The sequence below is a fragment of the Chloroflexota bacterium genome, from assembly GCA_026706485.1.
Taxonomy (GTDB): Bacteria; Chloroflexota; UBA11872; order UBA11872; family UBA11872; genus JAJECS01.
Map to the genome: position 1 here is coordinate 64,912 of JAPOYR010000006.1, position 24,565 is coordinate 89,476.

The 24,565-nt window shown below is 67.4% G+C and carries 19 protein-coding genes; 6 read left to right on the forward strand and 13 right to left on the reverse strand.

Annotated features, from left to right (window positions below; all coding sequences use genetic code 11):
- The first annotated feature begins 112 nt into the window (after positions 1-112).
- The 4 genes from OXG79_05110 to OXG79_05125 all read left to right on the forward strand — a co-directional run bounded on the left by OXG79_05110 (position 113) and on the right by OXG79_05125 (position 4,652).
- Positions 113-976, forward strand: a complete 864-nt coding sequence (locus OXG79_05110) for a xylose isomerase (GenBank protein MCY3783147.1) — start codon at positions 113-115, stop codon at positions 974-976.
- Between the two features lie 307 nt (positions 977-1,283).
- Positions 1,284-1,715: an Hsp20/alpha crystallin family protein gene (locus tag OXG79_05115; protein MCY3783148.1), complete on the forward strand. Its 432-nt coding sequence runs from the start codon at positions 1,284-1,286 to the stop codon at positions 1,713-1,715.
- Positions 1,716-1,865: 150 nt separating this feature from the next.
- A complete protein-coding gene (locus tag OXG79_05120) occupies positions 1,866-2,825 on the forward strand; it encodes a D-2-hydroxyacid dehydrogenase (protein MCY3783149.1) in 960 nt (319 codons plus the stop codon).
- Between the two features lie 81 nt (positions 2,826-2,906).
- Entirely contained in the window at positions 2,907-4,652 is a 1,746-nt protein-coding gene (locus OXG79_05125) for a Rieske (2Fe-2S) protein (protein ID MCY3783150.1), read from the forward strand.
- A 206-nt stretch (positions 4,653-4,858) separates the two neighbouring features.
- On the opposite strand, the gene OXG79_05130 is transcribed toward OXG79_05125, so the two are convergent.
- The 3 genes from OXG79_05130 to OXG79_05140 all read right to left on the reverse strand — a co-directional run bounded on the left by OXG79_05130 (position 4,859) and on the right by OXG79_05140 (position 10,848).
- On the reverse strand, positions 4,859-5,983 hold the full coding sequence (locus OXG79_05130) for an amidohydrolase family protein (protein MCY3783151.1): 1,125 nt from the start codon (positions 5,981-5,983) through the stop codon (positions 4,859-4,861).
- Between the two features lie 128 nt (positions 5,984-6,111).
- Positions 6,112-8,382 (reverse strand): hypothetical protein, encoded by a 2,271-nt coding sequence (locus tag OXG79_05135; protein MCY3783152.1) that lies wholly within the window; start codon positions 8,380-8,382, stop codon positions 6,112-6,114.
- A gap of 117 nt (positions 8,383-8,499) precedes the next feature.
- Positions 8,500-10,848 (reverse strand): MMPL family transporter, encoded by a 2,349-nt coding sequence (locus tag OXG79_05140; protein ID MCY3783153.1) that lies wholly within the window; start codon positions 10,846-10,848, stop codon positions 8,500-8,502.
- A 162-nt stretch (positions 10,849-11,010) separates the two neighbouring features.
- Here OXG79_05140 and OXG79_05145 point away from each other — a divergent pair, with 162 nt between their 5' ends.
- Positions 11,011-11,277, forward strand: a complete 267-nt coding sequence (locus OXG79_05145; GenBank protein ID MCY3783154.1) for a hypothetical protein — start codon at positions 11,011-11,013, stop codon at positions 11,275-11,277.
- A 13-nt stretch (positions 11,278-11,290) separates the two neighbouring features.
- On the opposite strand, the gene OXG79_05150 is transcribed toward OXG79_05145, so the two are convergent.
- The 8 genes from OXG79_05150 to OXG79_05185 all read right to left on the reverse strand — a co-directional run bounded on the left by OXG79_05150 (position 11,291) and on the right by OXG79_05185 (position 20,465).
- A complete protein-coding gene (locus OXG79_05150; protein MCY3783155.1) occupies positions 11,291-12,337 on the reverse strand; it encodes an Ldh family oxidoreductase in 1,047 nt (348 codons plus the stop codon).
- Positions 12,338-12,628: 291 nt separating this feature from the next.
- Positions 12,629-13,855 carry an ABC transporter substrate-binding protein gene (locus OXG79_05155; GenBank protein MCY3783156.1) on the reverse strand — a complete coding sequence of 409 codons (1,227 nt, stop codon included), beginning with the start codon at positions 13,853-13,855 and terminating at the stop codon, positions 12,629-12,631.
- Positions 13,856-14,091: 236 nt separating this feature from the next.
- Complete coding sequence (locus OXG79_05160; protein MCY3783157.1) at positions 14,092-14,928, reverse strand: amidohydrolase family protein; 837 nt, start codon at positions 14,926-14,928, stop codon at positions 14,092-14,094.
- Positions 14,929-14,987: 59 nt separating this feature from the next.
- Positions 14,988-16,181 (reverse strand): galactonate dehydratase, encoded by a 1,194-nt coding sequence (dgoD, locus tag OXG79_05165; GenBank protein ID MCY3783158.1) that lies wholly within the window; start codon positions 16,179-16,181, stop codon positions 14,988-14,990.
- Between the two features lie 71 nt (positions 16,182-16,252).
- A complete protein-coding gene (locus OXG79_05170; GenBank protein ID MCY3783159.1) occupies positions 16,253-17,089 on the reverse strand; it encodes an amidohydrolase family protein in 837 nt (278 codons plus the stop codon).
- A gap of 52 nt (positions 17,090-17,141) precedes the next feature.
- Positions 17,142-17,987, reverse strand: coding sequence for a carbohydrate ABC transporter permease (locus OXG79_05175; GenBank protein ID MCY3783160.1), 846 nt, complete (start codon positions 17,985-17,987; stop codon positions 17,142-17,144).
- 5 nt (positions 17,988-17,992) lie between these two features.
- Positions 17,993-18,832, reverse strand: a complete 840-nt coding sequence (locus tag OXG79_05180) for a sugar ABC transporter permease (protein MCY3783161.1) — start codon at positions 18,830-18,832, stop codon at positions 17,993-17,995.
- A gap of 142 nt (positions 18,833-18,974) precedes the next feature.
- Positions 18,975-20,465, reverse strand: a complete 1,491-nt coding sequence (locus OXG79_05185; protein ID MCY3783162.1) for an extracellular solute-binding protein — start codon at positions 20,463-20,465, stop codon at positions 18,975-18,977.
- 333 nt (positions 20,466-20,798) lie between these two features.
- On the opposite strand from OXG79_05185, the gene OXG79_05190 reads away from it, so the two are divergent.
- The gene (locus OXG79_05190; GenBank protein ID MCY3783163.1) at positions 20,799-21,656 is read left to right on the forward strand and encodes a phytanoyl-CoA dioxygenase family protein; all 858 of its coding nucleotides are present in this window, start codon (positions 20,799-20,801) and stop codon (positions 21,654-21,656) included.
- A 267-nt stretch (positions 21,657-21,923) separates the two neighbouring features.
- On the opposite strand, the gene OXG79_05195 is transcribed toward OXG79_05190, so the two are convergent.
- Positions 21,924-22,919 carry a phytanoyl-CoA dioxygenase family protein gene (locus tag OXG79_05195; GenBank protein MCY3783164.1) on the reverse strand — a complete coding sequence of 332 codons (996 nt, stop codon included), beginning with the start codon at positions 22,917-22,919 and terminating at the stop codon, positions 21,924-21,926.
- 309 nt (positions 22,920-23,228) lie between these two features.
- Positions 23,229-24,329 carry a chromate efflux transporter gene (gene chrA / locus OXG79_05200; GenBank protein MCY3783165.1) on the reverse strand — a complete coding sequence of 367 codons (1,101 nt, stop codon included), beginning with the start codon at positions 24,327-24,329 and terminating at the stop codon, positions 23,229-23,231.
- Positions 24,330-24,565 lie beyond the last annotated feature (236 nt).

Consider the following 24,565-nt stretch of genomic DNA (forward strand, 5'->3'; position numbering starts at 1 on the left):
TTCCGCGACTGAGAATGCTCACGCGCCGCGCCAGCCTACGCTACTCCGTCGCCGTCCGATCCCACTGCTACCCTGACGCCACTCGATCCCCCACCCATCCCAGGCGACATCAATGGCGGCACAGGCATCTCCCGAACCACCCAGACTCCTTCAGTTGGCGGCGATCAACAGCTTCATGGGCCACCCGAGCCCGGACCGGGAATGGAGCTTCGAACGTAAGATCGAGGAGGTAGCCGGGGCCGGATTCGACGGGTTCACGGGACGCGCACCACCCATCACCCGCCAGATGGTGGACGACTCGGGCCTGCTGTTCTGGTGCACGGCCGATATCGAGACCTCGCGTGACGTCAGGCCCGCGCTCACGGCGGCGCAGGACGCCGGCGCGGCGACGGTGAACGTGCAGATGGGCAACCACGACACGCCCACGCGCTCGGCGGTGGCGCTGGCCCGCCGCACGCTCGCCGCGGCGGATGAAATCGGGATCGAAGCGGCGATCGAGGTGCACCGCGACACGGCCACCGAGACGCCCGAGAAGGCCTACGCCCTCGCGGACGGCTTCGCCAAGGCCGAAGGCCGGCTGCTGCCCATGGTGTGGGACCACTCCCACCCGGCCGTGATCAAGCACCTCCCCCCGCCGTTCGCCGGCCGCCTGCTCGACCGACCCGAGCTGGTCCAAAACTCGAACTGGTTTCACCTGCGCGCATTCAACGGGCATCACGCGCAGGTGCCGGTGATCGACGGCGACGGCAATCCGACGTCGGAGTTTCACGACTGGATCGAATTCGTCGACGAGCTCATCAAGCTCTGGCTGGAGGCCGCGGCCCCCGGCGCCATCCTGTGGACCTGCCCCGAGATGATCGCCAGCGGCTACCGGCTCTCGGTGTTCACGGACAACTGGCGGCAGGCGCTGTTCATTCGCGACGCGGTCGCCGACGTCTGGCGCCGCCAACTGCCCGACTGGTCGCCGCCGGCATAGCGCCGCCGCCGCAGTCCCGAATCATCTAATTCGTGTAGGGGCGCCCCTAGTGGGCGCCCGTCCGGATCGTCCCGAGCTACCGATCCAGTCCCATTGGGGCTGCCCTAACACCCACTCGACTCTGCCCGGTGGCCCAGGCTGCGTGCAGCCTGGGATTTCGCCCGCGGAACCCGCAATTGGTGACCCCGCAGGAAACACCTGCGCTTTTGCAATGAAACTTACTTGACAGAGACACACTCAAGTCTTACGATACTCCCGACAGATCGAATCGGCGGTCCGAGAGGCGGACCGTACGGAGGAGGACACGATGGCCACCATTCAGCGTTGGGACCCGTTCCGCGAGTTGCTCGGCATTCACGACGCCATTGGACGTCCCTGGCGTCGCTCAGCGCTGCCGACCCGCACATCGTCGTGGGTGTTGCCGGTCGACGTCCGCGAGGACGAGGACGCGATCGAGATCAGCGCCTCGCTGCCCGGCGTCGCGAAGGACGACATTGACGTTTCCGTCGAGCACGGCGTGCTCACCATCCAGGCCAAGACCGCCGAGGCGGACGAGGCTGCGGGCGACGGCTATGTGCTGCGCGAGCGTCGCGCCGGCAGCTTCCGACGCGCCCTGCGCCTGTCCGACCGGGTGGATGCCGCTGCGGCGACATCCAGCTACGCCGACGGCGTGCTCACGGTGACCGTGCCCAAGCTGGAGACCAGCAAGCCCAAGCGAATCGAAGTCACGGTTTCCTAACCACCTCCCCCCACGGCGGCGGCCCGGGCATGCTCGGGCCGCCGCCGGCGCGTTTCCGCCAGGATCCGGCGGCGCGAATAGACGCGCTCGCGCCGCCCCGCTACCGTTCTCGCAGCCGCCGGTCAGGCCGGGCGGCCCGGAGACGCCCCTATGAAGGTGCTGATCGTCCCGCACGCCGACTACTACGTCTTGCCGACCGACGAGCTTCGCGCGGAGTTTCCCGACGCGACCTTCGTCGAGCCGCAGACCCCGGAGGAGCGGCTGCGCGAGGTCGTCGACTCGGATGCCTTCTACGGCACGCCAACCGGCGAAGAGATGCGGGCGGCCACGCGCCTCCGCTGGATTCACAACCCCGGCATGGGCATCGACCGGCTGATGAAGGTGCCCGAGATCGTCGCCTCCGACGTCGTGATCACCAACTCGCCCGGTCCCCACACCAACCCCATGGCCGACCATGCGTTCATGTTCATCCTGGCCCTGGCGCACTGCCTGGTGGAGACGCTGGAGGACCAGCGTCAGCGCGTGTGGGACACGGTGAAATACAACCACCGCATGCTGCCGCTCGACGGAAGCCGTTTAGGAATCCTGTCGATGGGCGGCGTCGGTCGAGCCGTTGCCCAGCGCGCGCTGCCGTTCGGCATGCACGTGTACGCCATGGATCCCAGCCCCACCGACGTTCCCGCCGGCGTGCGCAAGGTCTATCCGCCCGAGGAATTGGACGAGATGCTGCGGCACACCGACTGGCTGGTCGTCACGTCGCCGTTCATTCCCGCGACCGCCGACCTGATCAATGCCGAGCGCATGGCGCTCATGCCCGAGGGCTCGCACATCGTCGTGGTGTCCCGCGGCGGGATTGTGAATGAGGACGCGCTGGCCGAGGCGCTGCACGGCGGTCACATCGCGGGCGCGGGGATCGACGCGACGGCCGTTGAGCCGCTGTCCCAGGAGAGTCCGCTCTGGGACGCGCCCAACATCCTCATCTCGCCCCACAGCTCGGCCTTGAGCACGACGCTTGCCGCCGAGCGCCAGGAAATCTTCTTCGCCAACCTGCGCCGCTTCGCCGCAGGCCGCTCGCTGGCGTTCGTCTGCCCCGTCGGCCGGGGGTACTGAGTCTTAGGCGCGGATCGCCTCGCTTGGCCGTAACGCGCCGTAGTGGGAGTATTGGGGCACGGGCGGTTGGAGGTCGGACCCATGGCGCATGACGGCAAGGTCAATGCCGGCAAGCTGAGCGATCTCGCGCCCGGTCGCTGCCACAGCCTGCGCGTCAATGGGCGCACCCTGGTGCTCGTCCGCGACGGCGACGCGGTGCATGCGCTCGACAATCGCTGTCCCCACATGGGATTCCCGCTCGACCGCGGCAGCGTGGACGACGGGATTCTCACCTGCCACTGGCACCACGCGCGCTTCGACGTGACCACGGGCGGCACGTTCGATCTTTGGGCCGACGATGTGCCGGCATTCCCGACCGATGTGATCGACGGCGACATCTGGATCGACCTGCGGGCCGATCGCGACGAGCTGGCGCATCACCGCCGCCGTCTGCGCGACGGCCTGGAGCGCAACCTGTCGCTGGTCATCGCCAAGGCGGTCATCGGCCTGCTGGAGGCCGGCGCGAACCCGCGCGAGCCGTTCCGCATTGGGCTGGAGTTCGGGGTGCGCTACCTCGCCGACGGCTGGGGGCAGGGCCTCACGGTGCTCACCTGCATGATGAACCTGCTGCCCCGGTTACCGCGCGACCAGCATGCTCGGGCGCTGTTTCACGGGCTGTCGAACGTGGCGAGCGACTGCGCGGGGGCCGCGCCGCGATTCCCCGCCGGTCCGCTCCCCGACGCTCCCGCCGATTCCGCCGCGCTCAAGCGCTGGTTCCGCCGCTCCGTCGAGGTTCGCGACGCCACCGGCGCCGAACGCTGTCTGCTCACCGCCGTGCGGGCCGGATTCGAGCCGGAGGCTCTGGCCGACATGCTGTTCGCCGCCGCGACCGACCACCGCTACCTGTCCAGTGGCCACGTGCTCGACTTCACCAACAAGGCGCTCGAGGCGCTTGACGTCGCCGGCTGGGACCTTGCCGAGGGCGTGCTGGCCTCGCTCGCTCGGGGGTATGCCAACGCGCAGCGCATGGAGGAGTCCAACGCCTGGCGGCGGCCGCACAACCTGGTGGAAATCCTGGAGGACTCGTTTGGCGAGATTCCAGATGTCGCCGCGGCGGCTGATCGGCGAGCTCCTTGGGCTGACCGCGGAACGCTGATCGACACTGTCCTGGGCGACGACCCCGACGACATCGCCGCGTCGCTCACCGCCGCGCTGCGCTCGGGCACCGGCCCGGTGCAGCTCGCGGAGACCGTCGTGCAAGCCGCGGTCACGCGGGTTGCCCGTTTTCACGTCAGCAACGAGTTCGGCGACTGGGACCGCGCGCTGCACACGCTGTCGTTTGCCAACGCGGTTCGCTGCGGCCTGATGCGGTCGCCGTCGCGCGAGTTGGTGCGTGGCGTCTACGACGCGGCCATGAGCGTCTACCTCGACCGCTTCCTCAACGTCCCTCCGGCGCGCGTGCCGAGTCTCGACGGCCAGCCGCCGACGCCGGGCGCCGAGCTGCTGCGGCAATTGCCCGACATCCTGGATCGGCGGCAGCGCGTCGACGACGCCGCGCGGGTGGTAGTCGAGTACCGCGCCGGCGATGGGCGCGACGACGATCTCCTCGCGGCCATGGGCGGTGCGCTGCTGCGCGAGGACCGCAACTTCCACACCATCCAGGCGGTTGAGGCGGCGATGCGGCAGTTCGACCTAGCGACGCAATCTGAAGACGCCACCATGGCCCTCGTGGCCGGCGCGCGCTATCTCGCGGCGCACGCGCCCACGGTGCGCGCCCAGGGCCAGACGTTTCAGATCGCCCAGCGCCTGCATCGTGGCGAGGCGCTCTACGAGGAATCGCCCGACTAGCGGTATCCGGTGGCCCAGGCTGCGCGCAGCCTGGGCGATTCGACCACGACCGGTCCCACGCTGCACGCAGCGTGGGCCACCGAAGGCTCTCTCGGATTGTCATTCCGAGCGCAGCGAGGAATCTAAGGAGCGGGGAGAAGGCGCAACGTCCTTAGGGTCCTCACATTCGTTCGGAGTGACACGTCAAGTCCGGCCGAATGCGGCCCCTACGCCGCCCCATTCGTTGACGGCGTCGCGAAGTCGAAGAGCTTCAGCGCCGTCTCGCCCATGATCTTGCGTTTCGTCTCCGCGGGAAACGGCTTGATCATCACCTCGCGCGGGTGGTCGAAGTCGTGGTGCGGCCAGTCTGACGCGAAGACCACGTGGTCCTTGCCATCGATCAGGTCGATCAGCGTCACCAGGTCTTGCGGACGCTCCGGCTCTTCAACCGGCTGCGTGCAGAAGTAAAACTCGCGGATGTAGTGGCTCGGCGGCTTGGTGAGCAGGGGCGCCTGGTGGCGCAGCTCGTGGTACTCCTTGTCCAGGTGCCACAGGACGTAGGGCACCCACGACACGCCGCCTTCCGTGAACACGACATTCAGATCGGGGAAGCGCACCGGCATGCCGGTCTCGATCATGCTGAAGATGTTGGCCATCAGCGCGAATCCATGCTCCACCGAATGCCGCCCCAGCTGGGTCGCGAACTGCTCCGTGTTGAAAGGGAAGTTCGTGTGCAGGATTCCGCCGACGCTGTGCAGCATCACGGGGCAGCCGGTTTCCTGGGCGGCCTCGAAGATGGGGTCGTACATCGTGTGGCCCCACAGGGGGCGGACGGCGCAGGTCGGCAGGAACACGCCGACGAAGTCCTTGCGTGAGCCGTATTTGCGGATCTCCCGCGCGGCGTCCTCCGGGTCTTGCGGCGCGGCCAGGACGGTGCCGTACAACCCCTGCGCAGGGTCCGTCCAACGCTCCGCCAGCCAGGCGTTGAAGGCCCGGGCCACCGCCGCCGCGAAGTCGGCCTGCGGCAGGACGGCCATCCGCAGCAGGAAGTCGGGGAACAGGATGGCGATGTCGATGGACATGGCGTCCAGGTCCTCGCGCATCTGGTCGGCGGTCGTCACCGTGCGGTGCGTCAGGCCGCGGCCAGGCACCGGCAGGTCGAAGGGTGTGGCTGGTGCGTATCCCGGAGCCTCCAGGTAGCGGCGCGGCACGTCGCCCAGGTGTTCCAGGGCCACGCGCCACGGTTCGTCGCAATAGGGCGCCAGCGCCTCGGGGGGATCGTTGGCGTGCACGTCGCAGTCGACGATGACGAGGTCGTTGACCGTGAGCGGACGTTCGCGCTGGGCCGCCATGTAGGAACTCACTGGGTTGTGGGAGGCTGATTCTAGCCCGGAACGATCTTTTCCGTGCCCGACCAGCGTGTTGGGCATGTGAGAGTCGCCGACACCCTGGGCCGATCGATGCCAAACGCGTCGCCGAGCTAGCTGGCTCCCGCCGTCGCCGCGCTTACGGTCGCGGGGATCCTTTGGTAGCTCACCGTATCCGGAATCTGCGGATCGGTGGTCAGCGTGACGCTGTCCGGGTAGCGAACCACGTGCGTACCGCCGCCGATCCAGGCCCAGTTCTTGCCATACGCGTTGAACGTCTGGCGCGGCGCGGCGAGCGTAAGGCCGTGGGAGCCGAGGCTGAGCGTCTGTTCGTTGCCGATATGGTCGGAGAGGTAGATGGCGTCGGCGGACGTTGCCTCGTCGGTCGCAAAGGTCAGTGTCAGATCGATCGGTGCCCGCTTGCGGTTGTAGAACACGCTGGTGATGAATCCCGGGCCCGGCAGATCGATCCGGACCGGCCCGGCATACGCGTTGGCCGCGAGCTCTCCGCGAATATCCGGCCGCTTTGCGCGCTGGGGATGTTGCCGGGTGACGTGCGACATAAAGCGCACGGCCACGCGCGCCCCCTGCCCTGAGACTTGCGACAGCGGGTAGTTGATCAGCTTGTGCAGCGCAACCTCGTCCGCGCCGCCGACCAAGGCGTTGGCAATGGCCTGGATGATGAAATGCGCCACGTCCGTGTCGTCGAAGTACGCTCCCAGCCCGGGATCGTCCTGCAGGCCCATCTCCATCGCGATGAGCCGTCGGGTGCCGGCCAGCGGGTCCGGTTCGCCCACCGTTTCCGAGAGGCCGTCGAGCGCCGCGCGGTAGTTGGCGGCCATCTCGTATACGCGCTCGGGCTCCTTGTGCAGCGTGAGGGACATGTCGTGGAACGAGAAATTCCTGGCAACCAGGGCTTCACGATCGGTTTGCGCGGCCAGGAAGCTCACCCAGCCGTCCCAGAACTGCATTTGTCGCGTCGTGTCGTCACAGCTCCGATCCACGACGCTGAGCGATGGAAAGATCAGGCGCGCCCCAGGGTCGGCGGCGATCATGGCCTCGTACGCGACCTGCACCAGGCGGTACAGCAGGCGCTCGCGCTCGGCGTCGTCGATCTCGTTTGCGGCGGCCGGACCCGAGCCGTCGGTGCGGTCCACCCATCGCTTGTGCGGTTCTCCGCCCCAGGCATAGCCCGGCATCCGCGGGCGACAGATGTCCGGTTCGTTCGCCGGAATCCAGCGCGAGATCGAATTCAGGCCCGACGCCGACGGCGTGGCTCCTCCGTCGAGCGGCCGTCGGCTCTCGACCACGCCGCGGACGAACCGGCCGAAGTGGTTCGACGGATCGGCAGCCGGCAGCTCGAGCCCGTTGGGTGGGTTGAACTTCGCGGGCTCCGACACCCCGCCGCCTGCATACGCCGGCGTGAACTGCAGCAGCCCGATGACCTCCCTCGAGACGCGGAAGTTGCGGTCGGTGGCGATCGTGGGCAGCGCGGCATCGCTGTACGAGTCCATGGCGCTCCAGATGAACTGCTCACGGGCCCACCAGAGCCCAAGGCGGTTCATGTGATCGATGCCGGCGGCGACACCCTGCTCGCTGGCCAGGGTGCAGCCGAATCCAGGGTCGATTCCCTTGACCGTGCCCGGGAGGTCGTCGGAGATGCCGGACGCCTCGTCCGAAAGCGCGAACTCCTCGGGCAAGACGGTGTCGGTCGGCAGGCCGGCCTGGCCTTGGAAATATCTCTTGTAGTTTTGCCCCAACACGCCAAGTCGGACATTCCCGCCGACTCTCTCGAGCCCGAGATTGGCAAAGAGGTTTCGAACCTTGCCGGCAAAGCTGCGTGGCCGGGATCTCGCCGCACCCGTCTGAAGGGCTGGATTGGAGGTGATGAACGCCGCAATCGTGGAATCGACCGCCGTCACGTGGCTGTATTGGGGCCAGCCGTCGAATTCGAGCTTGGTGGCGTTCGAGAAGCTGCGTGACACGCGAGGCCCGGTCACGATGAGATCGACGATGGGCGCCAGGCGCGCCGCGCCGCCGGCCCGCGGCTGGGAGAATAACGCGCAGGCGAAGAGCTGATACCAGTTGCCGGCGTCGCTCCACACGCGGCTGATCGGCGGGCCGTACCACGCGTGGCCGCCGGCCGCGTCGTAGAGCGACCAGAATTTCGGACCGGCGGGGTCGTCGCGGACGTAGAAGCCCAACAGACCTCCGTCGATTGGGAAGAATGCCCCGTCCACGGTCTCGATCGCGTCGGGTGGAAGCAGCTGCTCGGTCCCGAGGACAGGTGGCGATGTCGAGATTCGGGCAATGCCCCCGGCGGCAAGCGCCGCCATGACGGCGAGAAACCGACGCCGGCTCAAGATGGCCGCGTGACTTGGCACTTAGGTCGTTGCTCCGATGCTTCGGCAGAACTGCGAACGGCGAGGGGCGTTTCCGCACCGTACAAGAGCTTTGGAATCCGCGTGCCTGCTCCCGGCCTTCGGATCGGGGGCTTGCTCCTACGAGGCGATGCCCGACGCGTCCGCTTCAGCCGAGGACGGCGAATCCAGGCGCACCGGCCACCAGTTCCAGCGGCGCAGCAGGATCACCAGGCTGGGCACGAACAGCGCGCGCACGACGAAGGTATCCAGCAGGACGCCCAGCATCACGGCGAATCCCAGCTGGAAAATGTCGCGCAGGGGCAGTGTGGCCAGGATCGAGAAGGTGCCGGCCAGGATCAGGCCAGCCGAGGTGATGACGCCTCCGGTGCGCGCCACTGCCAGACGCGTGCCTTCGACCAGGCCACGCGCCCGAATCTCCTCGCGGACGCGCGACATGATCAGGATGTTGTAGTCGGCGCCCAGCGCGGCCAGGAAGATGAACATGAAGACGGCGTTCTGATAGCCCACGCCGGGATGCCCCATCAGGTTCTGGAAGATCACGACCGATATGCCCAGCGCGGAGAGAAAGCTCAACAGCACGCTGCCGATGAGGTAGGTAGCCGCGACCAGGCTGCGCAGCAGCAGCAAGAGGATGAACCAGATGAGCACCACCACAATCGGTCCGACAAGCCGAACGTCGGTGTTCACCGAGGCCCATGCGTCCGTCTGCAGCGCGGTTGGGCCGCCGACCAGGACCTCGGCGTCGGCCAGGCTGGTGCCCTCGACCGTGCTCCGCGCCGTCGCGCGGACTTCGTCGATGCGCTCGATGGCCGGAATGCCGTAGGGATCGTCCCCCATCACCACGTCCAGCCGGGCCGTGCTGCCGTCGGGCGAGATGAAGCGGCCGGCGGCCATGAAGGCCTCGATCACGGCTTGCATTTGCGGATCGGCGTTCGACGGCGGACGGGCCGCCGGTGCGCCGGTTGGCGCGCCGCCCCGGAGGATGCCGGGCGGAAGGTTGGCAACGGCCGCCTGCAGCGCGGCTGGCTCCACGGCCGGCGCCTCGCCCGTGGGCCGCGTGGGTCCGCTCACCCGCGTGACGCCCGGGATGTCGGCGATGGCCTCGGCCACGCGGTCGACATCCACCAGGCTGGTCAGAACGTTGTCGGTATTCAGATAGACATTCGTCGGCGCCAGCTCACCGGCGCCGAAGGCGTCGTCCATGATCTGGGCGCCGATCTTGGACTCGGCGTCGTCCGGGAAGCCGCCGATGAAGCTGAAGTTGGGGGTGATGGTGGGCGTGCCGGCGGCGAATGCCACCAACAGCACGAAGGTCGCCGTGAAGGTGGCCACCGGGCGGCGGGTCACGAAGTCCGCGACGCGCGACCAGATGCGGGAGTGCTCGGTGCCGGTCACGTGCATGCGTCCGGGCCAGAACGCCGCGCGTCCCAGCAGCACCGCCATGGCTGGAATGAACGTAAGCCCGCTGAGCAGCATCAGGAACATCGCCAGCGCCAGCACCGGCCCCATCGTCTGAAACGATCCGAACGTGGCCAGCAGCAGCGCCAGCATGGCCGCGATGGTGGTGCCGGCGCTGGATGCAATCGCGGGTCCCACCCGGCGCAGCGCCACCTGCATGGCGCGCCAGCGGTCGGGCTGTTGCCGCAGCTCCTCCCGATATCGGGCCACAATGAAGAGCGTAAAGTCGGTGCCGGCGCCGAACATGAGCACTGACATCAGCGCCGTCACCTGGCCGTTGAGCAGCAGCCCGGCGTTTTCGGCCAGCGTTGCCGCCACTCCCTGGGCGATCACCAGCGTCCAACCCACGCCGGCCAGCGGAAGCAGGGCCAGCGCGGGTGAGCGGTAGATCAGCAGCAACAGCACGAGGACGAAGAGCACGGTGAAGAGCGTCACCCGGAAGTCGATCGACGCGAACACCTCCACGGCGTCGGAGATGATTCCCGCGGGACCGGTGATGGCCACGGTGAGACCCGCAGCGGCGGTTCCGGCGCGCGCCTGGTCGCGAATCCAGCGAATGACCTCGCGAAACTCCTCCTCCGCCGGCGAGCCGCTGATCGTTACGATCGTCGTCACGGTTGTGCCGTCCGGCGCCAGCAACGCGTTCGCCGCCATCGGAGAGGAGGTGCTCAGCGCGAGCACGTTTTGGATGCCGGGCGGTGCGTCGGGCGACTGCAGCGTTTCGTCCACCCGCGCCACGGCCGCCAGATCCGAGTCGGACAGGCCGTCCGGTTGGTGGAAGACGACGATGGCGGGAATGCCCTGCCCGCGCGGGAATTTTTCCCGGACCAGTTGGAGGACGCGCAGGGACTCCGAGCCGTCCGGGAGGAAGTTCTCCTGCTCGTTGGTGGTGACGTCGGAGAGCGGCGGGGCCGTGACGACCACGGCGGCGCCCACCACGCCCCAGATGGCGATGACGATCGCCGCCCGGCGCCAACTGGTAGCAAAGCTGGCAACTAGCCCGAACATCTAACGCAACCCTATGGCGACGGCGCGAGGTTGATTGTGAACAAATGTACGAAGTCCCGTGGTCCCGGCCTTCCGCGCGGCGCCGCGAGGTCGCAGAATTGGTCCATGGATGAGTTGTCCGGACCACGAACCAAACTTCGGCGGCCCGCAGCGCCGGGCGGCGTGCGCGCCGCACTGCGCGGACTCCTCACCTTCGTCATTCCCGCGAAGGCGGGAATCCAGTCCGGACTGCGCCGATTCCTGAAGCTGTTGGTGGACCCCATCGGACCCCGGGGCGCCGGCGCCATGCCCTCCGGGCCGCGGCCCCACGTCCCCGTGCGGGGCGCCTGGGAGTCCGCCTGCGGCTGGGAGGCGCGCTGGAATGCCTGGCTGGCCAGTCCCACCGGCCCCATGTGGCGCGGCGACGGAGAGCAGCCCCACCGCCGCTAGTCCGGGCCGACCGTCAGGCGATGTCCAGCCCGAGGGACGCGGCGCTGTCCACCAGGTCCTGCCACACGTCGTCGTGCAGCGGAATCCCGTCGCGCTCGCGCTGTAGGCGGGTGCGCGCCTCTAGGTCGCCGGGCGCCAGCACTTCGCTGAATCCCGGCGCGGGCTCCGCCGCGTGGACCTGGTCGACCAGCTCCCGCGCGCCGCTCAGGTAGGCGTCCATGTCGCGGAAGAGGTCGGCCCGCGCGAACAGCATCGTCACGCCCTGGTGGCGCATGATGTCGCCCCCGCGCGTTTCCTCGGCGAAGTCGTCCGATCCGGAGAAGGTGCGCCCCAGGAACTCGGCGGCCATCATCAGCGCGTAGCCCTTGTGCGCCCCGAAGGGAACATGGCCACCGCCGTCGAAGAACGCCTGAGGATCGGTCGTCGGATTCCCCTCGGCATCGATGATGCTGCCCGGCGGCAGCGTCTCGCCGCGCTTCTGGGCGTTGACCACCTTCACGCCGGAGAGCGCCGTGGTGGCGAAGTCGAACATCATGGGCGGCGCGCCCGCGACGGGGAAGCCCATCGCAATCGGGTTGGTGTGCAGCACGCGCGTGCGACCGCCATAGGGCACCGTCTGCGGGTCGACGGCGCCGAACCCGCCGGCGCAAACCAGCGAGACCTGGCCCTCCGCCGCGGCCATCTCCACGTAGTGGCCCAGGCGTCCGATGTGGTGTGACTGGACCAGCGAGACCAGGGCCAGGCCGGACGTGGCCGCCTTGCCGATGCCCAGCTCGGCGCCGTACTTCGCCGCCACCTGCCCAAACGTCCAGTTGCCGGTGACCAGCGCCCCGCCGTCGAGGTCTTTGAGGGCTTCCGGGCGCGCGCACGGCAGCAGTTGGTCGGCCCTGATGGCGGTCACGTACCCCGAAAGCTGTGTGACCCCGTGGGTCACGACGCCGCTCATGTCGGCGATGACTAGATGGTTGGCCACGTCGGCTGCATTCTCGTCCGTTGCTCCGGCGGCGCCCAGGATCTCGAGCACGATCCGCCGCAGCTCGCCCGCTTGTTTCGTGACCATGGCTTCGTCCTCGTTCCAGCGCGCATCGACTGCCCGCTACCGATGGTGCGCGATGCCATGCCCGGCCGCCACCCCACGGCGGAGCCCCTGACCATCGCTTCGTCAATCCCGCGGACGGCGACCGTTGCGCAATCCTCCGTCACTCCCGCGAAGGCGGGAATCCACTCGTCATTGAACCTGGGGGCGGATGGATTCGCCCGGTCATCCTCGAGCTTGGCCGGGTTTTGCAGAGGTCTCCGGACACGGGAATCTAGCTGACGCTGCAATCTCGTGGCGTTGCTCAGACCGTGCCTAATTCTCGAAGAGCACGACATCGACGTCCTCAATCCGCTCGTCGGTCGTGTAGCGCCAAATGCCGATGAAGCCGCGGCGCAGGTCGCCGTTCTCGTCCCAATCCAGCGTCCCCGAGGCGCCGTCGTAATCGACCGCGCCGCCCGCGCCGAGTATTTCGAGCGCCCGGGCAATGCCGTCCGGCCCCGCAAATACGACTTCTCCCGGTCCGCCGCCCACCGCGCGCAGCTGGTCGCGGATCGCGGCGCCGTCGGTGCTCGCGGCCGTTTCGGCCGCGAGCGCTAGGGCGACGGTGGCGTCGTAGACCTCGCGGACGTACGTGCCTGCCGGGGGCTTGCTGTAGGCGTCCAGGTAGGCCGCCTCCCACCGAGCGGCGGACTCGCTGGCCGGCGGAGGGGCCGGCCCGGTGCCGTACATGCCGGCCAGCGCGGCGCCGCCGATTGCCTGGACCAGGGCCGGGCTCTTGACCCCGTCGCTGAAGACGAACTGGTCATAGATCCCGCGCTCGAGCGCCTCGCGCAGGATGACCTCCGTCTCCGTTGAGTAGACGATCAGGATCAAGGCCTGAGCGCCGGTGGCGGCCGACTGCCGCAGGGCGTCGGCGAACTCGGTTTGTCCAGGTTCGATCGCTACGGCAGTGATGGCGCCCTCCCAGGCGTCCTGCAAGGACTGGACCAATCCCAGCCCCCAGGCGTCGTTGCGGTAAATCGCGCCCACGTTGTCAAAGCCCCGATCGCCGGCGACCCGCGCTAGGACTGGGCCCTGCGCCACGTCGGACAGGGCGACGCGGAAGAAGAAGTCGTCGTCCGCGGCGTCGGTCAACCGGGGTGAGGTGGCCGAGGGGCTGACCATGGGAATCTCGGCCGGCCCGGCCACGCGCTCGACCACTGCCAGCGAGTTGGCGCTGGTGCTGGGTCCGACGAGCGCGTGCACGCCTTCATCCTCGATCAGACGCCGCGCTTCTACGACTGCCGTGTCCGGGTCGAGCGCGGTGTCGCCGACGGCTGTCTCGACCGGCCGGCCGAATACACCGCCGGCCTCGTTAACGTGCGCCACCGCCAGTTCGAAGGCCCGCTGCCGATCCTGAGCGTTCTGCGGCGCCCCCTCGCTGATGTAGGTCAGCAGCCCGAGCTTCAGCGGCTCAGCCGGCGCCCCGTCGCACGCCGCCAGTGAGACTGAAAGCAGGCCCGCCGCCAGCAGCCGGATAGCGCGCGATCTGATTGACATAACGAATGTGCCCTCAGCGCCGGGTCGCCGCCGGCGCGCCACGGCGTTTCTCACCGATGCGATGTGCCGCAGTCTCCCATGGCAACACCCTCAGCAGGTGTTGCACTTCGTTTGTGAATCGGCCGACTCCAGCCTGGACCAGCAACGTTGTCGTTCCGAGCGCAGCGAGGAATCTGAGGGGCGGATACGGCGCACGGCCCCCTCTCCTGTAGGGGCACCCCTAGTGGGCGCCCGCCCTACTCCAACCCCAGCAGCTCCAGCGAATTGCGATGGATGATCCCGTCGAGAACCTCGTCGGGAATCCGCGGCAGGTTCGTGCCCTCGACCTGGTCGTTCAGGCGGCGCATGTCGTCCATGCCTTCCTGCGGCGTCCAGAGCGGGAAATCGGACCCGAACAGCAGCTTGTCGGCCACGCCCCACTCGACCATCAGCACCAACGCCTCCCAGGCCTGGTAGGGCCGTACCCAGCCCCCGCCCGAGACGTCGGCGTAGACGTTGGCGTGCTTGCGGATGACCACCGCGCAGTCGCGCTGCCACGGGTGCGCCATGTGCGCGATCACGAACTTGAGGTCCGGGAACGCCTGCGCCACCTCGTCGATCAGGAGTGGATGGCTGTACTTGAGGATCGCCCGCGGATTCGGCTGCGTGCCCATGTGCGAAAGGATTGGCAGTCCCAGGCGCTGGGCCTTCTCGTAGAGGGCGAAATAGACCGGATCGGCCGGATTGAAGTGCGCCAGCATGGGATAGATCTTGATCCCGCGCAGGCCCAGGTCGACGCCCCGGTCGATCTGGTCGAGATAGCCGTCCTCGGTCGGATCGATGCCCATGAACCCGATGAGCTTGTCCGGGTCCCTGGCCACCCAGTTGGCGGTGAAGTCGTCGGGACTCAGCATGCCGCAGGCCAGCGCCCGCACCCCGAACACGATGGCCCGATCAACCGCCTCCATGGCCTTGGCATAGGTCTCGAACGGCAGCGGCTGCATGGGCGCATACCCCGCCCGCACATCGGCCCGGCGGGACGCCGCGCTCACATGCTCCGGCTGCAGGCAGTGCGTATGAACGTCGACGATCATTGAGTTTCCTTCCCTGCTTGCGCGACCGATCCCTTAGGCAGCGTTTGCCGGAAAGACCCTTACCGCAGCTGGTCGCGCCCCTTGAACGACGGCACGTTCAGCCGCAGCGTGGGTCGGTGCAGGTCGTAGAGGTCCATCGGCTGGTAGGGATGGTCCTTGGCGGCCTCCTCGTTGAACTCCACGCCCAGGCCGGGCCGGTCCGGGATTTCCAGCCACCCGTCTTCAACGGTCAGCGGGTTGGCGCACACCTCGAACCGCCACGGCTCCGGCGGGAAGTGCTCCAGCGTCAGGAAGTTCGGGACGCAGGCCGCCATCTGCACCGCCGAGGCGTAGGACACCTCGCCGTTGGGGTTGTGCGGCGCGAACGCGGCGTAGTGGGAGTCCGCGATGGCCGCGATCTTGCGCGCCTCCAGCATTCCGCCGCAGTGGGCCATGTCCGGCTGCACGATGTCGGCGCCCCCGTGGTTCAGCAGCTGCTGAAAGCTGAAGATCGTGAACAGGCGTTCGCCCGTGGCGATCGGGATGTTGAGCTTGCTGCGGACGTAGGCCATGGCGTCCAGGTCTTCGTGGGGGATGGGCTCCTCGAAGAAGGTGATGTTGTACTCCTCCACCGCTTTGCCCGCCCGCACGGCGTTGCCCACGGTGTTGAAGATGCCGTTGCAGTCGATGTAAAGGTCGATGTCGGGTCCCACGGCCTCGCGCACCGCGCCCACGGCCTCGACGCCGGTGTTGAGGATGTTGTTGTCCATGCGATAGAAGTCGATGCCCTCGCGGGCGCCCCACGGGTTGAACTTCATTCCCTGGACGCCCAGCTTCAGCGCGGCCTTGGCGGCCTCGGCCATCTGCTCCGGGCTCATGCCCTGCCGGTACCAGGCGTTGGCGTAGAGCTTCACCCGGTCGCGCACCTTGCCGCCGAGCAGCTCGTAGACCGGAACGCCCAGCGCCTTGCCCTTGATGTCCCACATGGCCGTCTCGACGCCGCTGATCGCGCTCGTCAGCACCGCCCCGCCGCCGTAGAACGCCCGCCGGTACAGCTCTTGGAAGTGCTTCTCGATCTCGAACGGGTCCTTGTCCATGAGATAGCGCTTCAGCTCATGAACCGCCGTTTCGGCCGTCGCCGACCGGCCTTCGAGGGTGGCCTCGCCGATGCCGTGCAGGCCGTCGATGTCGGTCTCGATCTTGACGATCAGCCAGTTGCGCCACGACCCGCCGACGAGAAAGGTCTTGATGTCCGTGATTTTTCTTGGTCGCATGGGCGTGCAGCTCCTTGGCGTGAGTCGCCGGGTTCGCGGTGGTTCGGGCCGGGCCTAGAAACGTCCGCCGATCATTCGAGCCCCAGGAGTTCCAGGGTGTTGCGGTGGATGATTCCCTCGATCACGTCGTCCGGGATTCGCGGCAGGTTGGTGCCCTCCACCTGCTCGTTGAGGCGGCGCATCTTGGTCATGCCCTCCTCGGGCGTCCAGAATGGGAAATCCGAGCCGAACAGCAGCTTGTCGGCCACGCCCCACTCGACCATCAGCACCAGGGCCTCCCAGGCCGAGTAGGGCCGCACCCAGCCCGCGCCCGAGACGTCGGCGTAGACGTTGGCGTGCTTGCGGATCACGACCGCGCAATCGCGCTGCCAGGGATGGCCCATGTGCGCGATCACGATCTTCAGGTCCGGGAAGGCCTGCGCCACTTCGTCGAAAAGCAGCGGGTGGCTGTACTTCAGGATCGCCCGCGGATTCGGATGCGTGCCCACGTGAGACAGGATCGGCAGCTCCAGGCGCTGGGCCTTCTCGTAGAGGGCGAAGTAGAACGGATCGGCCGGATTGAAGTGCGCCAGCATGGGATAGATCTTGATCCCGCGCAGCCCGAGCTCGACGCCGCGCTCGATCTCCTCGAGATAGCCGTCCTCGGTCGGATCGATGCACATGAACCCGATGATCCGGTCCGGGTCCTTCGCCACCCACTCGGCGGTGAAGTCGTTGGGACTCAGGGCGCCGCACGCTAGGGCGCGCACGCCAAAGACGACGGACTTGTCCACCACGCGCATGGCTTCTTGATAGGTTTCGAACGGCAGCGGCTGCATGGGCGGATACCCCGCCCGCTCGTCGGCGCGGCGCGAGGCCTCGCTCACGTGATCCGGCTGCAGGCAGTGCGAGTGGACATCGATGATCACGGGCAAACCCTCCGTGTGCGTGTATGCGAACCCGTCAGTTGCGTCAGAACTCTCATCCCTTGACGGCGCCGGCGGTGATGCCCCGCACCAGCCCTCGCTGCAACACCAAGACGATGATGAAGATCGGCACCGCCGACAGCGTCGACGCCGACATGGCCACCGCCCAGTCGGTAGCCGTCTGCTCCGCCGTGAAGGTGGTGCTCACGCCAATCGGCAGCGTCTTGACGTCGGATGTGGTGGTAAACACCAGGGCGAACAGGAACTCGTTCCAGGCCAGAATGAACGCGAACAGCGCCGTGGCCACGATGCCGGGCACCGAGAGCGGCAGGATCACCCGGAAGAGCGCTCCCAAACGGCTCGCGCCGTCCACCATCGCCGCTTCCTCCAGGTCGCGCGGCAGGGACTGGAAGTAGCTGCGCAGCAGCCAGAGACAGAACGGCACCGAAAACGTCGTATAGGTAATCACAAGCGCGATCAGGTTGTTGGCGAGATTCAGGGTCACGACGATCTTGAATAGCGGAATCAGCAGCAGCACTGATGGAACGGTGTATGTCAGCAGCGCGAACCGCCCAATCACCTCGCCGCCGGGAAATCGCAGCCGAGCGAGGCTATAGGCGCCAAGCGTGGCGACAGCGATCGAGACAACCGTCGTGCCCGTTGCGACGATGAGGCTGTTGAGGGCAAAACGCAGAAAGACCGGGTCGAACGCCACCACGGCCATGTGGTCCCCGACGAACGCGCGGGGGAGCAGGATTTCCCCAAGGTCCCGTCGAAGAAAGGTCTCCACGGGGCTGATCGACCCCACGACCATGAAATAGATGGGAAACACGGCGAGAAACGACAGAAACAGGCCGAGCAAGGCCCGCGGACGATGATTCGCCGTGAGGACTTTGGCCACGCGCCTCATCGTTCCGACTCTTCCTCGACCCAGCCGACGCGGAGCATGATCAGCGACAGCAGCACCACCAGCACCACCATCACGGCGGCGATGGCCGAGCTCATGCCGACGTTGTATTCGCGAAAGCCCGCGTTGAATACCTGCATGGGCAGCGTCAGGGTCGCTCGCGCGGGTCCCCCGCCGGTGAGCAGGTACACCATGTCAAAGGAGTTGAACGTCCAAATGGTGCGCAGCACCAGCACGATGACGAGCACGTAGCGCAGCGCCGGCACCGTGATGTGCCAGAACATCTGCCACGCTGACGCCCCATCGACCTTGGCGGCCTCGTACCAGTCCTCGGGAATCGTCTGCAAGCCCGCCAGCAGCACCAGGAAGGTCCACGGCAGGCCCTTCCACGTGAAGACCGCGATCAGCGAGATCATCGCGGTGACGCCTTCGGAGAGCCAGGCGATTGGCTCGTCGATGATGTGCAGCAGCTGCAGGAACGCGTTGATGGGTCCGAACTGCGGGTGGAGCAGCCAGACCCACACGAAGGCCGTCACGAACGACGGGATGACCCACGGCAGGATGTTGAGGGTGCGGAAGAGCCCGCGGCCGCGATAGCTGGCGTTCACGGCGAGGGCGATGATCATGCCGATGATCACCTCGCCGGCCACGGCGCCGGCCGTCAGCACCACGCTGTTGATGACGACCTTCCAGAAGCCGCCATCGGACACCAGCCGCACGAAGTTGTCGAGCCCGACGAACTCTGCAGGATCGTTGGGTCGCAGCAGGCTTTCTTTGAAGAACGCCAGCCACATCGTCGAGATCATGGGGTAGAGCACGACAGCGGCAATGAGGGCCACGGTCGGGAATAGCAGCCCTATTCCCAGGAGCCGCTCGGAATTGCGCAGGCTGAGGCCTCGAATACCCCACCTCACCGTGGTATGCAGGGGGCGGGCCTGCGGCTAGCGCCGACGGCCCGCCCCCAAAACTGCACTCGATCGACTAGTTCTCGTCGATCACCTTTTGGACTTCGGCCTCCGCCCAAGCCGCGGCGTCCTCGGGGCTTTCACCGTCGAACACCATGATGAACATGTCCTTCACGATGTTACGAGCGGTCACGGTCCCGAGAAGTCCCGAGCCCTTGGACCCGTACTTCGATCCGCCGACCCACGCCATCTGCGAGGCGTCCACGCCCGCGCGGATGATGTGCGCCACCGGTGCGATGCGCGGGTGGCCCCAATACTCGTCGCTGTTCTGCACGTCCACGTGCGTCGGCGCCCAACCGATCACCGTGCTCTGGAACCACTCCTGGTAATTCGGGCGGTCGAAGAGCGCCGCGAAGAACTCCGCCATGCGGTCGGGGTAGTCCGTCTGCGTGGTGATGTTGAGGATGTTCATCCCCGCCAACCCGGCGCCCGTGCCAGCCACGCTCGGCTGCGCGACGGCGGCGACCTGCTCCAGCATTTCCGGCTTGTCGGCCAGGAATGTGCCGGAGAACGAGGTCGACGACACCATGTGCGCCGTGGCGCCGCGGATGAACTCCGTCCGACCGTGGCCCTCGTGGCGAGCGGCCGCGCCCGGCGCGGAAACCTCGTCCAGGGCCTTGGCCAGCTTGAGCGCCGCGATGGTGCCTTCGCTGTTGATGGAGTTGTTGCCATTCTCGTCGAAGACGTAGGCGTCATGCGCCGGCATCAAGCTCCACGCCATCTTGGGATGGGCGTCCAGCAGGTAGGTGAAGTAGCCGTAGATGTCCGGCGGGTTGTTCAGCGCCTGGGCGTTCGCCAGGATGTTGTCCCACGAGTCCGGGGCCGGCAGACTGTGCTGCGCGTAGAGGTCGCTGCGGTAGTACAGGATGTGGGGCCACAGGAACTGCGGCACGCCATAGTTCACCCCGTCGACCGCGGTGGCGTTGAGGTCGTTCTCGCCAAAGATGTCGCGCCCCATCAGGTCCAGCGCGTCCGTCGCCGGCGCGACGATCTCTTGTCCCGACCAGCTCCAGGTTGCGTCCGGCTGGCTCCAGACCATGTCCGGCAGCGTGCCGGCGGCCTTGGCCGCCAGGATCTTCGGCTCGGTCTCGCGGAACGGCACCACTTCGCGGTTCATGCGCACGTCGGCTGAAATGCCGGCGCGGGCGAACCATGCGTCCTGCGCCGCCACGCCCAACGGCCGCGTCTCGAAGTCCCAGAACGAGATGTCGAGGATCTCGCGTTCGACCATGACTTCCTCGACGACCCGCTGCGTGATGACCTGCTGGACGGGAACTTCCCTGATGACTTCCTGCGTCACGACCTTCTCGACCGCGACTTCCTTGATCACTTCCTTGGTGACGACCGTCTCGACCGGAACTTCCTTGATGACTTCCTTGGTGACGACTTCAGTTTCGCCACAGGCGCCCAGGATCATCGCGACGGTCGCGGTTCCACCGGCCGCCGCAGCCAGGCGGAACAGACGCCGCCGGCTCAGCGTTCCCGTCGGACTCAAGGTCTCTTTCATCCCTCACCCCTCTGCTCGCGCGGGACGCATGAGGTCGCCGCCGCACAACTGGTCGACACGAACACGACGTTGGCTGAGATTATATCGCCTGGATGCGTTCCGGCATGGCATGGCGCGCGGAAGCTTGTGCCCGTCCGGCACTCATCGGCATCGGTCTGGTTGTAGGCGCCGCGCAGTCGAATCCGCCTGCACCTCTTACGGCTCCCGGCGATTGCGCTGTATATCACGTCGCGAATCGGCGCTTCAACCGCCGCGCCGCGTGATCACCGCCTGCGCCGCACGCGCTCCGCATGCCACACTGCGCCCATAAGGATCGTGGACCGAGGTGCGGCGATGGACCCGAGTTGCTTGGAATTTGCGCTCACCGACTCCGAGGCGGCGACCTTCGAGCGGGATGGATTCCTGGTCGTCGAAGACGCGCTCTCCGACGCCAAGGTTGCCGAGCTGAGCGAGCTGATGGACCGGCTGGTCGCCAGCGGCGGCTACACCCACACCCCGCACGGCGCCCGCGCCGGTCGCGTCAACGCCATCGACGTCGCCGGACTGGATCCCGCCTTGATCGAGCTGGTCGATCATCCGCGCACGCTGCCCAAGGTCTGGGGAATCCTGGGCTGGAACATCCACCTCTATCACAGCCACTACATCACGGCGGAGCAGATTGACCGGCCGTCCAACGGGGGCGCCGAGGCCACGCTCGGCTGGCACCAGGACTCAGGGCAAATCAACCAGGACCTCGAAACCAATCCCCGCCCCCGGCTCTCGCTCAAGGTGGCTTATTTCCTCAGCGACGCCAGCGAGCCCGACCGGGGCAACTTCTGGGTGCTGCCCGGCAGCCACTTGCGGAATGAGATCGAGGTTCCCGCGTCCGGCCGCGGCCAGCCGGACGGCGCCATGCCTGTGTGCGTGTCGCCCGGCACCGCCGTGCTCTTCGATCGACGGCTCTGGCACGCCGGATCGCCAAACTACGCGCCCATCGTGCGCAAGGCGCTCTTCTACGGCTACTCCCACCGCTGGGTCCACGCCCGCGATGAGGTGACCGTGCCGCCAGACCTATGGGAGGCGGCCGATCCCATCCGGCGGCAGCTGCTCGGCTATTCCACGAGCCAGCACGGCCGCACGTCCCCCACGGACGAGGACGTCCCGCTGAGAGGGTGGCTGGAACAGCACCAGCCGGCCACGGCGGCGCGCTAAGCGCCTCGTCATTCCCGCGAAGGCGGGAATCCACCCTTCAGTGAACCTGGGAGCGAAAAGGGCTCGAGCGGTAATCCCTAAAGTTGGCCGGCTTTTGCAAGTGTCTCCGCAGCCGGGGAGCCGAAATCCAAATCCACTTAGGAATCTACGGTAGGGGCAGGTTTCAAACCTGCCCGTCCGGGCTAGGTTCGCCCTGAGCGATGTCGAAGGGCGTGGTTCGACAGGCTCACCACGAACGGTCGACGGGCTTACCACGAACGGAACTGGCTACGCGCAGAGCGGGTGGTTGATATCCCAGCGCAGGCCCGTGGTCTCCGGCGGATGGGCCACGAGCCGCGCGTGCGCTTCGATCCACTGCCGCCGCCACTCGCGGTGGTCGCGTAGCTCGGATGACGGATTCGAGCGACTGCGCGCGATGAACCCCGGCAGGTAGCTCCGGCCTGAGGGCGCGTCCGGGTGCTGATAGCGCAGGTCCAGGCTCATGCGCACGCTGTCGCCCAGATTCGGCATGGCGCCGTGCATGAGGTGGCGGGAAAACACGATCACCGACCCCGCGCGCACCGGCAGCGGCTGCGTGCGTTCCTTGGACATGATGCCGTCGGGAAGATGCACGCCGCTCGCGGGGTTCGGACAGTGCTGCGCCAGGCCCTGGCGATGGCTGCGGGGAGCGATCTTCAGGCACCCGTTCTCCGTCATGGCGTCGCTCAGGGCCACCCACGCGGTGATCATGTCGGTGTCGTCGGCCTCGCGTGACTGCACCGCGTGGTCCTGGTGCCACGGGGTCGCGCGGCCAAGGCGGTCGTCCTGGGCCAGAAACCGCTCGGGAACCTTGAGCCGCGCGTGCTGGATCGGGCAGGAGTAGATCTCGGGTCCGACAAACGGCTCGACGACGTCCAGCAGCTTGGGGTGCCGCAGCAAATCGAAGGCGGGCTTGCCCAAGTAGGGATCGCGGTCCGCCGTGGCGATCGTGGTGGGCCTGATCGAGGGATCGAACGGCGCCCCATCGATCTTGCCGGCGCACTCGGCCAGGTACATCAGCTTCGCCTGGAGGTCGCCGTCGCGCGGCCACGCGGCAAGCTGCTCCGGGGTCAGCTCCTCATCGGCCAGGCGTTCCGCAATGCGCTCGAAGTCCTCCAACAGCGCGGCGAAGTCGCGTTCGGGATCGAACACGTCCTCGAAGATCACCCAGCCCTCGCGCTCGAAGTGCGCGAGCTTTTCCGCCAGCTCGTCAGTGCGCTCGACCGGCGCCGTTTCGACTGCCACGTGTCGTTCTCCAGGCTGGTCTAGACTCTGCATTCATCAGGATACGGCACCTGGCTTTCAGGCGATTTCGAGGTCCAAAGCAGGCGCCCTCTGGGCTGGTTTTCCGCCGATTGCGGGGGGCGCGCGCGGACGATCTTCTCCTTATGGAGGGGAGTTTTTTGGCGTGTTCGGGCTTTAACTTCGACTACGAAATATATTTCAGTGGTCATGGCGGGTGCTCGAAAGCCTCGACGAACCGGCGATGGGGCGCGCGCGCCGACGGTGTGGCAGTCCGTCCGTCAGCCGTGTCGCACACCTCGGTGGTCGCACCTACGGCACGACCACCTGGTAGATCACCCCCACCACGGCCCCCGCCGGCACCAGCCACGTCGCCGTCGTGCGGTAGCGAATCACCAGCGCCAGCGAAACCGCCGCCAGCACTCCCGTGAACACGTCCACGATGGCCGCGCGTCCCAGTGTGGCCGCCACGCCGATCATCAGCGCGATGGCCGCCGCGTTCACGCCGTCCAGGAAGCCGCTGGCCCGACGGTCGGCGCGGACCCGCGCCACCAACGGGTTCAGCATGGCGACGAAGACGAACGACGGCAGGAAGATTGCCACCGTCGCCAGCACCGCCCCCGACCAGCCGCCGAGGATGTAGCCCACGAAGCTGGCGGTGGTGAACACCGGGCCGGGCGTCATCTGGCCCACCGCCACCGCGTCCAGCAGCTGCTGCTGGGTCAGCCAGCCGAGGCGGTCGACGAAGTCGCCCTGCATGAACGCCAACAGCACGTAGCCGCTGCCGTAGAGCACCGCGCCAATCTTGAGAAACAGCAAGAACAGGTGCCCCAGGCCGAACGTGCTCGCGGCCGTGAGGGCGGCCGGCATCGCACCCAGCGGCAGCAGGCCGAAAAGAGCCCCGCCTCCGGGTCCGGGCCATTCGCGGACTCGGGCGAGCAGACCGATGCCGCCGCCCGCGGCCAGCAGGATCAGCTCATTGACGCCCGCGATGTAGAGCGTCAGCACGCCGACCGCCAGCACCAGCGTCCACACCTTGCCCAGCGCGGTCCTGGCCAATCCCACGATCGCGTTGACCACGATCGCGATCACCGCCGGCTTGATGCCGTAGAGCGCCCACTGCAACGCCGGCGCCTCGTTGAACTCGACGTACACCCACGCCAGCCCGGTCACGATCAGGAAGGCCGGCAGGATGAACAGCGCGCCCGCCGCCACCAATCCCCGCCACCCGGCGCGCTCCAGCCCCAAGTGAATCGCCATCTCGGTTGAGTTGGGACCGGGGATCAGGCTGGTGGCGCCCACCAGGTCCATGAACCGCTGGTCCGAGAGCCATTTGCGGCGGCTTACCGCTTCCTCGCGGAACATCGCGATGTGGGCCGCCGGCCCGCCAAAGCCCAGCACGCCGAGCTTCAAAAAGAGCCCGGAAACCTCGCGCAGCGCCCCGCGGCGTTCAGATGGTGTCGTGACCGGTTAACTCCTTCGCCGGGGGGCTGACGCCGCGCTTGTCCGAATGGTCGGTTCGCAGTTGTAGCAGGCAGCGGTCCTTGCCTGAGTCTGCCCAGCGTCGGGGAGCCACCGCGCGCGCCGTTCCGCTAGACTCAACACACTCCCGCGCGGCCAATGCCGCGCGGCATCGCCCACAGCGAGCG